Genomic DNA, 12,439 nt, shown 5'->3' on the forward strand with positions numbered 1-12,439 from the left:
CTTCATATGATATTCACCCAAAGTAAATACCCCAGGTGGGGACTGGGCGAGGCCTATTTCCGCAGCGTGTCTACTACGCCTCCACCCGGTTCCCGCACGCCCGCCCGGCCACGAAATCCCGCAGATTCCCCAGCGTGATCGCCGAGATCTCCTGCAGCGCCTCCACAGTGAAGAAGCCCTGATGTCCGGTCACCAGCACATTGGGGAAGGTCATCAGCCGCTGGAAGGCCTCATCGTCAATGATCTCGCCGGACAGGTCCTGGAAGAACAGCGCGCTCTCCTGCTCGTACACGTCGATGGCCAGATGCCCCAGTCGGCGCGACTTCAGCGCGCGGATCACCGCATGGGTGTCGACCAGTGCGCCGCGTGAGGTATTGACCAGCATCGCGCCGGGCTTCATCCGCGCCAGCGAGGCGTCGTTGATCAGGTGCTGGGTCTCCGGCGTCAAAGGACAATGCAGCGAGACGATGTCGGCGCGCGACAGCAGTTCATCCCTTTCAACCATGTCGCCCACGCCTTCAAAGCCCGATGATGGATACGGATCATGCCCCAGCACGGTGCAGCCCATGCCCTTGAAGATGCGCGCGGTGGCCAGGCCGATCTTGCCGGTACCGACGATGCCGACCGTGCGGCCATGCAAGGTGCGCCCGAGCAGGCCATCGAGCATGAAGTTGCCCTCGCGCACGCGGTTGTAGGCGCGATGGGTCTGGCGGTTGAGGGTCATCACCAGCGCCAGTGCATGTTCGGCCACCGCTTCGGGGGAATAGGCCGGCACACGCGCGACGAACAGGTCCAGCGCTTTCGCCTCCCTCAGATCCACATTGTTGAAGCCCGCACAGCGCAGCAGCACGGCCCGCACACCCACCGCGTGCAGCGCGCGCAGCACCTGCGCATCAAGCCGATCGTTGACGAACACGCATACGGCTGCGCAATCCTGCGCCAGCGCGGCCGTGTGCACGTCCAGCGCCACATCGAAGTACACGAACGCAAAGCCGTCCCCAGCCGCATCGCGCTGGTTCGCCTCATCAAGGAAACGACGGTCGTAGGGACGGGCACTGAAGACGGCGATCTGCATGGACGGGCCTGGGTGGAATGGCATACCGACCATACCGCAGCATCACCCGCGTTGGGATGGCACCGGCGATGCCGTCATCGCCGGTGCCGGGCGTCACTTAGAACTTGTAGCCCAGACCCAGCATCACGCCGTTCTGGATCTGCCCATCACGGCGCTCGCCCACGTAGTCGGCCATGATCGACAGGCGCTCGCTGGCACGGCTGGTCACGCCCACGTTCCAGGCCAGCACCTGCTCGCCCACGCTCTGGCTGCTGGCGCCAAACACCAGATCCGGCGCAGCCGCGAAGCCAGTGCTGTAGCGGGCCTGCGAATCGCCCAGTTCCTTCTGCCAGACCACCCGCGCGCGCGGCGTGATGCGCTCGCCGTTGTTGCCTTCGAAGGTCTTGAACAGCTGCAGGCCGGCGCCGACGCGGATGCTCTCCAGGCTGCCGCTGCGGCCAACCAATGCACCCGCGCCCTGCCCTTCATTGAAGCGGGTGGCCGAGGTACGCGCGTAGTCCACCACCGGCAGCAGCGGCTGGATCACCAGGCCGTTGCCGGTGGTGAACGAAAACGCGTGTTCGACACGCGCGGAGATCGCATCGTTGCTGTACTTCGCACGCAGGGGCTGCTGCAGGCCATCGATACCGCCGATGCTGCGACGGGTGTCATGGCGCAGGTCGGTGTAGCGCACCGCTGCCGACAGGTAGCCGCGCGAGTACGCTGCATCCAGGTAACCGCCCACGTCCAGCGCACGCACGTCACCGCTGAACCCGGAGCCATCACTGGCCTTGGTCGACATGTCGGCCGCTGCCACGCTGACGCCCAGGGTGACGCGGTCATCGGCCACGCGGGTGTCGGCACCGATCACGATGCCACCGACATTGTGGCTCAGGCCGGCCACGCCGCCGTCAGCATCAATGCGGCCATGGCTGGCAAAACCGCGCGCCCACAGCCCACGGCTGTGCCCGGCCTCGTTGCCGCCAGCACCGCCGCCGGCCGGCTCGACCAGATGCATGGCCAGCTGGTTGAACAGGCTGCCATGGCGCATGCCCGGCTGCGACGAGACCGACTGCGCAGCCTGCGAAGCCAGCCCGTCTGCATCACCGCCACTGCGCATCGCCGCCTGGTGCTGTTGCACGACGTTGCCGATGCTGCCGATCAGTGCATTGTCGGCAAGTCGCAGGCTGGCGTGCGCGTCACCACGCAGGACACCGGCCTGCTGCGCGATCACATCACGGTCGGCGAACTGCAGCGCGCCCAGCAGTGACTTCAGGCTGCTGTCCTGGCGGGCGGAGGCGGTCGCCAGCGCGCGGCCCAGCCCGTCGCCGGAGGTGGCGTTGGTGAACAGGCCCAGCTGATCGAAGCCGGGGTTTGCCGTCAGCCACAGGCCGTCGGCGGTCTGCTTCACGTTGAAGCTCAGCAGCGAGTTGTGGCGCGGGCGGAACACGTCGCCAGCGGTGATGCTGGCGCTGTAGCCGGTGTCCCCCAGGCGCACGACGTCTTCGAAGCCACCTTGGTAGATCGGGCCCTGCACCAGGTCACGGCGGAAGTCCTGGCCGTAGTAGCCCTGCGCCACATTCAGTTCGAGGAAGGCGCCCTTGGAGATCACCAGCGCGCCATCGGTCGGTTCGTCATCGAAGAACGTGCCCACGCGCAGTCGGCCCGTGGCCGCGCCGCCGTTCTCGGTGACGTCGAACAACAGCTTGCCGCCCGGCATGATGTTGACGTAGCCATGGGTGACCAGATCACCGCCGCGCGGCATCAGCGTGCCAAACACGCGCAGGCGGTTGAAGCCATCCTCGCGCCAGGAGGGGCCGGAACCGCTGCCCAGTGCATCAAGATCCATCGCGGTGCCGGCCACGTCGCCATGGCCGACCAGCGTGCCGGCGCCCAGCACGCGTACTTCCGACGCACGCAGCGCGCCGCCTTCCAGTGCGATGGTGCCGTTGTCGACCAGCATGAAGTCGGCGCCGGTGGTGGCGGCCGTGCGCCAGGTGGCACCGTTGGTCACGCGGATCACGCCCATGGCGTTGTCGAGCGTGGATACGTCCAGGTCAGCCAGGCGCAACTTGGACAGCAGCAGCGCCTGGATGCCCGGATCGTTGAGGTAGTCCTGCACCGAATCCGGGCCGATGCCCTGCGGACCCTTGCTGGAGGCGTTGTAGATGCTCTGCGCCAGGTTGATGTAAGTAGACTGCCAGTTGGTGTTCCAGCGCGCGAAATCATCATCGACGAAGGTCTGCAGCTGGCGACCGGTGCGCAGATAAGCGGGGTTGATGTCGCCGCTCACGTTGGCCGTGACGTTGAGGGTGTCACCCGGATCGCGGTAACCGTTCGCGGTGATGATCTTGTTGCTGTAGATGTCCTGGCCGGGGAACGACTCCAGCTTGCTGCCGCTGCCATCGGGGTCGAAGGTGACCGAGGGGCCCGTGCCGCGTGCCGGATCGCGGAACACCAGCAGGCCGTTCGGCTGCACCACCTCGTACATCGCCTTCTGCAGCAAGCCGGCATCCATGCCACCACCGTAGTTGCCGGTATAGATCTGGGTCATGCGTGGCGACGGCGTGTAGATCACCTTGCCGCCATTGCTGGCCGCGTGGATCTGCACCGAGTCGACGATCGGCAGGTCGCCGGCCAGATAACGCTCGACGCCACCAGACTGCATGATCGAGCAGGATGAAATGCAGTGACCGGACACGATGGTGTTCAGTCCGGAGGTACGGATGATGCCCTGCAGCCACTCGCCGGCGATCAACGCACCACCATTGGACGTGCGCAGCACCACCTCACGGATCGGCCGGCCCTCGGCCTGCGCCTTGGCCAGCAACGCGGGCAGCGACACAACGTCGGCATAGGTGACGCCGCCGCTCAGGAAGATGCGGTCACCCTGCACGTGATAACTCATTGCCATGACGTCATCAGCTGCCGCGATGGCGCCAACGCCGATCAGCCCGGCCAGGGCCAGGCTCAACTTCGAATGCTTCATACGTTCTCTCTCTCCACCCGCAACACGCGGGTAAAGAGTCAAACGTCGGAGTACCGCAAACTCCCCCAGCCTGCCCGGCCAATAAATATGAACGCATTCATAATGAAACGCGCAGTACTACACACTCTTCCCCATCCGGTCATCGTCGCGTAAAACTCGATGACGCATCCGCCAATGTCTGTCGAGGCCAGCCCTGTCCGCCCCGTCCCCCCTGATCCATCACGCGCCGGAGCCGCCCGTGCCTGCGGACGCTTTCATCGCGTTCGTGCGCGAAGAACGGGCACCGTTGTGCGCGTTCCTGCGCACGCGGGGCGTCGGGCCGGAGGATGCAGAGGACATCGCCCAGGACTGCATGGAACGGCTGATCCGTTATCGTGCGCACGGCCCCGACGAACTGCGCCTGCTGCTGTATCGTATCGCCCGCAACCGCCTGGCGGATCGCGGTCGCTCGCCACAATCGCGACCGCATCTGTCACTGGCCGAGCACGATGGCAGCGACGAGCCCACCAGCTCGTCACCGGATCCATTGCGCCAGGCCGAGTCGGGGCAGATGCTGTCCCTGCTGCGGCAGGCCCTCTTCAAACTGCCCGAGCGCGCGCGCGAGGTGTACCTGCTCAACCGGATCACCGGCATGAGCTATACACAGATCGCGCGGCACTGTGGAATTACAGCCAAGACCGTGGAAAAACACATCGCCCGTGCCCTGCAGGGCCTGCGCCAGGAGCTGGGACCGGATCCACTGCACAATGACAGGGATACGGAATGAACAGCCACCGGCACATGGAAGACGCCTCGCTGTTCGAGCGCGCCAGCAGCTGGGTGGCGCGGCTGGAAGCCCCCGACTGCACGCCGGCCGAGCGCGAGTCGTTCGAGGACTGGCTGGCCGAAGACCCTGACCATGTCAAAGCCTGGGTGCAGGCCGAGAACCTGTTCCAGCAGGGTGAGGGCCTGGCAGCGGACCCCTGGCTGCGCACCGCTGCAGCACGCGCGGCACGCGCGCCCCGACGCCGCTGGCTGCCTGCGCTCGGCGCCGCCGCCGGCATCTGCCTGGCTGTCGGCATGGGCTGGATGGTGGCTGTGGATGGCAACCCCACACCCCAACGCTATTCCAATGACAGCCAACTGCCGCGACAACTGACGCTGGCTGATGGCAGCGTGGCCACGCTGGATGCCGGCACCACGCTGCGTGCCCGTTTCGGCTGGCGCCATCGCGAGCTGGAGCTTGAACGCGGACGTCTGCAATTGCAGGTCGCGCCGTCGAACAAGGCACTGCAGCTGCACGCCGGCGACAGTACGATCCGCGACATCGGTACGACCTTCCAGGTTGAACGCCTGCACGATGGCCTGGTCGAAGTCGCGCTGCTGGAAGGTGCGGTGGAAGTGAGCAACGGCGCAGCCCAGCACACGCTGGCGCCCGGTCAGCAGCTGCAGGTGCTGCCGTCCGGGCGCATCCAGCCAGGGCCGGCACTGTCGTCCACGGCGGCGGCCGAAGGCTGGCTGCATGGGCAGTTGATCTTCGACGCCACGCCACTGTCGATCGTGGTTGAACGCATGAACCGCTATGGCCGCACGCCGCTGGTGATCGCCGATCCGGAGATCGCAGACCTGGCCGTGAGCGGCACCTTCCGCGCAGGCGATGCACAGGAGTTGCTGTCGGCGCTGGAACTGGGCTGGTCCGTCGCTGGCCAGACGCGTCCGGATGGCGCGCTGGAACTGCGCCGCACGTACTGAGGAGACCGGCAGTGAAGGCAGGCCCGGATGCGCTGCAGTGGGGGCTGCTCCGCGCCCTGCTATGCCTTGCGCTGGGTGTTGCCGCACTACCGATGGCCGATGCCAGCGAGCCCGCGGGCACGCTGGAGATCGACGTGGGCGCCGGCCCGCTGTTACCGGCATTGCAGCAGTGGGCCCGGCAGAGTGGCACCGCCCTGCTGTTCGACGCACGCGAACTGGATGATCTGCGCACCGATGGCACCCGTGGCCAGCGCGATACCGCGGCCTCCCTGAAGCAGCTGGTTGCCGGCCTGCCAGTGAGCATCCTGCGCACGTCTTCGGGTGCCTTTGTCGTGCGGCGGGTCCATACCGAAACTCTGGCCAAGCCGCCGCACGGGGTCGCAGCCGCGCGCGTCCCGCGCCCGGCCGCCAAGCCCACCGACACGCCACACCAGGTGGAACTGGCGACCATCCACGTCACCGGCAGCCGGCTGCCGCGTACCTCGGTGCAGACCACGCTGCCAGTCACCACCATCGATCGCGACGACATCCTGCGCAGTGGCTACGGCAATCTGTTCGATCTGCTACGCCACCTGCCCGGCATGAACGGCCATCCCGCCATGAGTACCTCGCGCGGCGGCGACTCGCAGTACCTGCCGGTCGGTGCTGCTGCCACCACCAGCTTCGACGGCATGGGACCGCGTGCCACCCTGTTCCTCGTCAATGGCCGGCGCCTGCCACGCTATCCGATGGTGTCGCTGGAACAGGGCGGGCTCACCGACCTCGGTGGCATTCCGCTCAGCTTCGTCGACCGGATCGAACTGGTACGCGGCGGTGCCTCGGCCATCTATGGGGCCGATGCCATGTCCGGCGTGGTCAACATCATCCTGCGCGACCAGGCCGATGGGCCCGAAGCCATGCTGCAGACCGGCCTGAGCAGCCGCGGTGATGCCGGCCAGTACCGCCTGCAGGCCGCTACGGGCGGCGTGCGTGCCAACGGAGACCGCTGGTTTGCCGGCGTCGATCTGCACCGTGTCGAGCATGTCGCCGGCGACCAGCGTGACTGGCATGCGGAAACCTCGCTGTATCCGATCGGCGCGATCTTCGGCAACTGGTACGTGCCCGCCCGGCGCTGCGAGCCGCCCCTGAAGCGGCGCGAGGATGGCTGCTGGTTCGACAGCGCGCGGCCGCGCTCGCTGCAACCCGCCTCGGACACTGCGTCGGCCTACCTGCACTACCGGCACGAACGTGGTGAGGGACGCTATGCCTATGTCGAGGCGCGGGCCAGTCACAACCGCCAGCGCTTCGACCTGGGCCCGACCGCCATTGCGGTTGTCTCGCGGGGGATCACCTTCAACAGTGTCCTGCGCGAGGCCGGCAACGTGCGCCCCAGCGTCCGCGCCACCGATGCCGACCTCACCTTCGGCATCGGCCGTGACCAGGGCCGGCGCAGCTGGGAGGCAGGCATCAGTGCGCAGCGCAGCGAAGTCACCTTGTCCACTGCAGGCACAGTGCGCACGACGCGCCTGCTTGAAGCAACGCAGGCGCGCAGGTTCACTCCCGGGTTCGACGCACCTCCGGCGGCGGAGGCGGACACGCTGTTTCCATCCATCCGCAACCGCGGCAGCACCGCGCAATGGCAGGGCTGGTGGGGCGTGCAGCGTGAGCTGATGGCGATGCCCGGCGGCAATGCACAGCTGGCCACCGGCATCGACCTGCGCCACGAACGCTGGACCTCGCGTCCGGACGCGCTGCTGAGCCAGGGCGACCTTGCGCTGGGCCTGCCGCAGCAGCAACGCCGCCTGTCGCGACAAAGCAGTGGCGTCTACACCGAGCTGGGCCTGCCGCTGGCACCCACGCTGCGCGCCGACCTGGCCGCACGCTGGGACCGCGACGGCGGCTTCATGGCATTCTCGCCACGCGCCGGGCTGCGCTGGAGCCCGACGCCGCACTGGTCGTTCCTGCTGGCCAGCGGGCGCGGCTACCGTGCGCCGAGCCTGTTCGAGCAACGGCGGCCTCCCGGCTACTTCGGGTCGATCACGCTTCCGGTTTCCAGTGCGCTCCCGGAGTGTGCAATGGCCACGCGCGGTGGCGGCTGCAGCGTCACGGCCAACGTGGTGGAGAACGATGCACTGAAGGCCGAGCGATCGCGCAGCCATTCGCTGGCGGCCACGTGGACGCCCAACGACACGTTCTCGCTATCGCTGACCCACAACATAGTGGAACTGCGCAACGAGATCCTCGCCTTGCAGCCGAGCGACGCGGTGTGGAATCGCAGCACCTGGGAACTGGATGAAGACGGCCACCTGAGCAGCCTGCGCCTGTCGTTCGACAACATCGGCCGTACCACGTCCCGCAACTGGGTCCTGCGTGGCGAGTACCGCATCGATTCCGGCAGCAACGGCCAATGGCTGTTCTCGCTCGATGCGCTGAAACAGCAGGAATTGCGTCGCCGCCGTGACCATGAGGCTGCCGTGGACCTGCGCGGCCACGTGACACCCGAACTGGCTGCGGTGCTGAACGTGCAATGGCAGAACAGCAACTGGGACATCGCCCTGCGCGGCAACCAGGTCGGGCGCACCCGCGCCTGGCTGCCGGGTGCCGAGTGCCCACAGGATCAGGTCGACCGGAACCACTGCATGAATCCACGCCAGCTGCGCTGGAACCTGCACCTGGCACGCCGCCTCGGCCCACGCATCGTCGCAGCACTGGACGTGCACAATGTGCTTGATGCGCAACCGGTGAACTATCTGGTCGGCAACGGCGGGCAGATGCCCGGGCTGGACGACCCGCTCGGCCGCTACTACCTGCTTACCCTGCAGTTCCGCTGACAGGGCGCAAGGACAGTCAGCACTCACCCCACACCTGCTGCGCACACCACGCATGACTTCGCCCCGGCAGACAACAGAAAAAGGGGACGGAGGGGATTAAGTCGCATATGCCTTGATGCTGCATACGACTTAATCCCCTCCGTCCCCTTTTTGCTATTTCACCGAGCGCGCGATGGCGTACTGCGCGGCGTAGTACGTGGACAACACCAACAGGCTGGCCAGCGGCAGGCCACCGGCGAAGCGGTCCCAGGCCAGCAGTGAATCGCTGGCGACGAACAGCACGGCACCGGCAGCGGCCCAGCGGGCACTGGCGGCCTCCACGGCAGCGGGCTGTGGCTGGCGCCACTGGCGTGCCAGTGCCAGCACCGCCATCGAGGCCAGCACCACCACGTACGCCAGCACCGGCGCACGCATCGGTGCAGGCAGGTGCGGCCACAGGCCAAGTACATTGAGCACGGCGAACGCCGCCAGCAGGACGCTGGCGGCCAACAGCCCACGCCCGGCACGCAGGCCATCGCGGAAGGCGACGATGTAGCAGAGGTGCGCCAGCAGGAACGCGACCAGCCCCGGCACGAACGCGTCCATCGGCAGCATCAGCGCAATGTCGCCCACGCACGAAAGCAGCATGCCGGCCAGCACCGCACGCCGATAGAACGGTTGCGCGGGATCGTGCACGCGCCAGGCGATGGCAGCGATCAACAGCGTAGTGGCCGGCTTGGCCAGCCAGTGCAGCCAGTGCCCATCGCCGTGCAGGTAGGCACCGACGATGGCGAGGACCGCCATCAGCAGGATCACGCCATCGCGGGCGCGCGGTTTCATCGCGCCTTCCACAGGTCCGCCAGGCGGTCAGGCTTGCCGGCGATGCGCTCCAGCACCGGGTACTGCAGGCCACCGTGGTAGGCGATGCTCATCGTTTCGATGCGATCGAACTGCTTCACCAGCAACACGATCGGCGCCTTGTCCTTCGCCGCGCCGGCGACGGCGTCCTTCAAGCGCTGGCTGCTGTATTCACGGCCGCCAACCGCGATCACCTTCATGCCCGGTGCAAGACCGGCGTTGAACGCCGGACTGTCCCAGATCACGTCACCGACCGTGCCGTTGTCCAGCACGGTCGCACCCAGTGAGTACGCCAGCAACGCGGCCTTGGCGCGCTTTTCCTGCGCCTTGTAGGCGTCGTTCGGGGTATCGCGGTAAACCAGCTTCCAGCCCGCCAGTTCCAGGCCGCCGGTCAACGAACCATGTCCGTCCAGGCGCCCGCGCAGGAACGTCGCCCAGTCGTACGGCGCGATGCCGTTCAAGGTCGCGACCACATCATCGAAGGTGTACGGGTTGACGTCCCAATCGCCATTACCGACCCCGAAGAAGGCGCGTGCGAAGTCGTCCAGGCTGCGGCGATTGCCGCTCAGTTCGCGCAGCTTGCCCTCCACTTCCAGCCACAGCATCTGGCCGCCGGAGTAGTAGTCCTCGCTCATCTGGTAGTTGCGGTAGGGCAACGTGCGGCGCTGGGCGATGGTCGGGTCGTTGGTGGTGTCCTGCAGCGGCCGCCAGGCCAGGCCCGGGCGACCACGGTCATAGGTCGCGGCCACGTTGGCCAGCATGTCGCGCGCCTGCGCGGTCGACCACAGCCCCGAACGCGCCGCCAGCACCTGGCCCCAGAACTGGGTCTGGCCCTCGTACACCCATAGCAGGCTGTCGCCCATCGGCACGTTGAAGTTGGCGGTGGCCAGATCGGCGCCGCGACGGTACTTCCCGTTCCACGAATGGGTGTACTCATGCGGCAGCAGGTCGCGCATCCACGCGTTGCTGTCCCACTCGGTGAAGTAACCCGGGTCGGCGCTGTTCTCGCTGGAGCGGTGATGCTCCAGGCCGATGCCACCGAGGCGGTCGGTCAACGCCAGCAGGAACTCGTAGTGGTTGTAGTGGCGCGCACCATAGAGCTTGTCGGCCTGCTGCACCAGCGCGCGGTGCATGGTGATCTGCGCCTCGCTCGGCTTCAGCGACTTGGCGTCGTCGGCAAACACATTGAGGTGCACCGGCACCTTCGCGCCCGGATCGAGATCGATGCGCTGGTAGTGCTCGCCGGCGAACAACGGCGAATCGACCAGATGGTCATACGAGATCGGCTTGAAGACGACGGTATCGCCATCGCGTCGCGCGGTTTCAAGCGCAGTGGCGAACGACCAGCCCTTGGGCAGGGTCACGCTGGCCTGCGCCTGCAGCTGGCGAGCGTCGACACCGGCCGGATACAGCGAGTTGGCGTTCCACTGCAGGTTGAGCATTTCCGGGGTCATCACCACCCGGCCCTGGCTGCCACCCTGCGAGGACAGGAAATCGAAGTGGGCGACGATCTCGCTCACGCCCTCGGGCACGTTCACCTTGAACGCATAGACGTTGAACTGGTCACGCTGCCAGGCCAGCGGCTTGCCGTTGGCCGCCACGCGCAGGCCGGCCAGCTTGTCGATCGGGCCGGTGGGCGAATGGTTGCCGGGAATCCACTGCGGGTACAGCAGGGTGACCGGGCCGGGCTTGACCGGCACGGTGGCGGTCACCTTGAAGATGCGACGGGCCAGATCGCGCGCGTCGACATCGATGCGCAGCAGGCCGGGAGCCGCCGCGTTCGCCGGTGGCGAGGTCTGCGCAAGTGCAGGCGTGGCCGCCAGCGCGAACAGCAACGACATCGCCAAGGCTCGGGTCTTCATCGGGCAACTTCCAACAACGGAGAATCTTCCGATGCTAGGCCCGTAAAGTGCCCCGCCCCATGGCCAAAGGTCATGGGCGAGCGCCCATTCGTGCATGCCCAGAAGCGTGCGAACCAAGGTTCGCACCCACCAGAGCAGTTTCAGTAGATCCACGCCATGCGTGGATGAGGCGCTTCCCGGTCAGTCGACCAGGCGCAGGCGCAGTTCCTTCGGCAGCGCGAACACCATCGATTCCGGTTCACCGTCCAGCTCGCCCACGCCGCTGGCGCCCAGCTCGGCCAGGCGCGCCAGCACGCCATCGACCAGCACCTGCGGCGCCGAGGCACCGGCGGTCACGCCGATATGCTGCTTGCCTGCCACCCACGCCGGGTCGATCTCGTGCGCGCCGTCGATCAGGTACGACTCCACGCCTTCACGACGGGCCAGCTCGCTCAAACGGTTGGAGTTCGAGCTGTTCGGCGAACCGACCACCAGCACCAGATCGCAGCGCTTGGCGAGGTCGCGCACGGCGTCCTGGCGGTTCTGCGTGGCGTAGCAGATGTCGTCGTTCTTCGGGCCCTGCATCGCCGGGAAACGCTCGCGCAATGCATCGATGATGCCGCGCGTGTCGTCCACCGACAGCGTGGTCTGGGTGGTGTAGGCGAAGTTTTCCGGCTGATTGATGTGCAGCGTGGCAACCTGCTCGACATCCTCGACCAGATAGATCTGGCCGGTGCCGGCTTCGCGGTTCCACTGGCCCATGGTGCCCTCCACTTCCGGGTGACCGGCGTGGCCGATCAGCACCACGTCACGGCCGGCACGGCAGTGGCGGGCAACCTCGAAGTGGACCTTGGTCACCAGTGGGCAGGTGGCATCGAACACCTTCAGGCCACGACGCTCGGCTTCCTGGCGCACGGCCTGGGACACGCCATGCGCGCTGAAGATCACCGTGTTGTTGTCCGGCACTTCGTCGAGTTCTTCGACGAAGATCGCGCCGCGCTGCTTCAGGTCATCGACCACGAAGCGGTTGTGCACCACTTCATGGCGGACGTAGATGGGCGCGCCCAGCGTTTCGATCGCGCGCTTGACGATCTCGATCGCACGATCGACACCGGCACAGAAACCACGCGGGTTGGCGAGCAGCACATCCATCAGTTCAATCTCCCGGCAGCGGCCG

The 12,439-nt window shown here is 66.7% G+C and carries 8 protein-coding genes; 3 read left to right on the plus strand and 5 right to left on the minus strand.

Annotated elements, in window-relative coordinates:
* Window positions 1-73: 73 nt before the first annotated feature.
* Together VPH47_RS15235 and VPH47_RS15240 are read right to left on the minus strand one after the other, a co-directional pair.
* Window positions 74-1,075: a 2-hydroxyacid dehydrogenase gene (locus tag VPH47_RS15235; RefSeq protein WP_368851168.1), complete on the minus strand. Its 1,002-nt coding sequence runs from the start codon at window positions 1,073-1,075 to the stop codon at window positions 74-76.
* Between the two features lie 97 nt (window positions 1,076-1,172).
* A complete protein-coding gene (locus tag VPH47_RS15240; RefSeq protein WP_368851169.1) occupies window positions 1,173-4,043 on the minus strand; it encodes an autotransporter domain-containing protein in 2,871 nt (956 codons plus the stop codon).
* 238 nt (window positions 4,044-4,281) lie between these two features.
* On the opposite strand from VPH47_RS15240, the gene VPH47_RS15245 reads away from it, so the two are divergent.
* The 3 genes from VPH47_RS15245 to VPH47_RS15255 are packed head-to-tail and all read left to right on the plus strand — an operon-like array spanning window position 4,282 to window position 8,584.
* The gene (locus tag VPH47_RS15245) at window positions 4,282-4,809 is read left to right on the plus strand and encodes an RNA polymerase sigma factor (RefSeq protein ID WP_110711610.1); all 528 of its coding nucleotides are present in this window, start codon (window positions 4,282-4,284) and stop codon (window positions 4,807-4,809) included.
* On the plus strand, window positions 4,806-5,774 hold the full coding sequence (locus tag VPH47_RS15250) for a FecR domain-containing protein (protein WP_368851170.1): 969 nt from the start codon (window positions 4,806-4,808) through the stop codon (window positions 5,772-5,774). Before VPH47_RS15245 ends, VPH47_RS15250 begins: the two co-directional genes overlap by 4 nt.
* An 11-nt stretch (window positions 5,775-5,785) precedes the next feature.
* A complete protein-coding gene (locus tag VPH47_RS15255) occupies window positions 5,786-8,584 on the plus strand; it encodes a TonB-dependent receptor plug domain-containing protein (protein WP_368851171.1) in 2,799 nt (932 codons plus the stop codon).
* Window positions 8,585-8,737: 153 nt separating this feature from the next.
* On the opposite strand, the gene VPH47_RS15260 is transcribed toward VPH47_RS15255, so the two are convergent.
* From VPH47_RS15260 to ispH, 3 genes are all read right to left on the minus strand, one after another.
* Complete coding sequence (locus tag VPH47_RS15260) at window positions 8,738-9,403, minus strand: lysoplasmalogenase (RefSeq protein ID WP_368851172.1); 666 nt, start codon at window positions 9,401-9,403, stop codon at window positions 8,738-8,740.
* Window positions 9,400-11,283 (minus strand): M61 family metallopeptidase, encoded by a 1,884-nt coding sequence (locus tag VPH47_RS15265; RefSeq protein WP_368851173.1) that lies wholly within the window; start codon window positions 11,281-11,283, stop codon window positions 9,400-9,402. Before VPH47_RS15265 ends, VPH47_RS15260 begins: the two co-directional genes overlap by 4 nt.
* Before the next feature lie 180 nt (window positions 11,284-11,463).
* Complete coding sequence (ispH, locus tag VPH47_RS15270; protein ID WP_019337505.1) at window positions 11,464-12,414, minus strand: 4-hydroxy-3-methylbut-2-enyl diphosphate reductase; 951 nt, start codon at window positions 12,412-12,414, stop codon at window positions 11,464-11,466.
* Window positions 12,415-12,439 lie beyond the last annotated feature (25 nt).

Origin of the sequence: Stenotrophomonas sp. WED208, assembly GCF_040984485.1 — a bacterium.
Classification (GTDB): domain Bacteria; phylum Pseudomonadota; class Gammaproteobacteria; order Xanthomonadales; family Xanthomonadaceae; genus Stenotrophomonas; species Stenotrophomonas riyadhensis.

Coding starts and splice junctions, on each gene's coding strand:
- VPH47_RS15235 (WP_368851168.1), bottom strand. CDS start 1,075: ATGCAGATCGCCGTCTTCAGTGCCCGTCCCTACGACCGTCGTTTCCTT.
- VPH47_RS15250 (WP_368851170.1), top strand. CDS start 4,806: ATGAACAGCCACCGGCACATGGAAGACGCCTCGCTGTTCGAGCGCGCC.
- ispH (WP_019337505.1), bottom strand. CDS start 12,414: ATGGATGTGCTGCTCGCCAACCCGCGTGGTTTCTGTGCCGGTGTCGAT.
- VPH47_RS15260 (WP_368851172.1), bottom strand. CDS start 9,403: ATGAAACCGCGCGCCCGCGATGGCGTGATCCTGCTGATGGCGGTCCTC.
- VPH47_RS15240 (WP_368851169.1), bottom strand. CDS start 4,043: ATGAAGCATTCGAAGTTGAGCCTGGCCCTGGCCGGGCTGATCGGCGTT.
- VPH47_RS15265 (WP_368851173.1), bottom strand. CDS start 11,283: ATGAAGACCCGAGCCTTGGCGATGTCGTTGCTGTTCGCGCTGGCGGCC.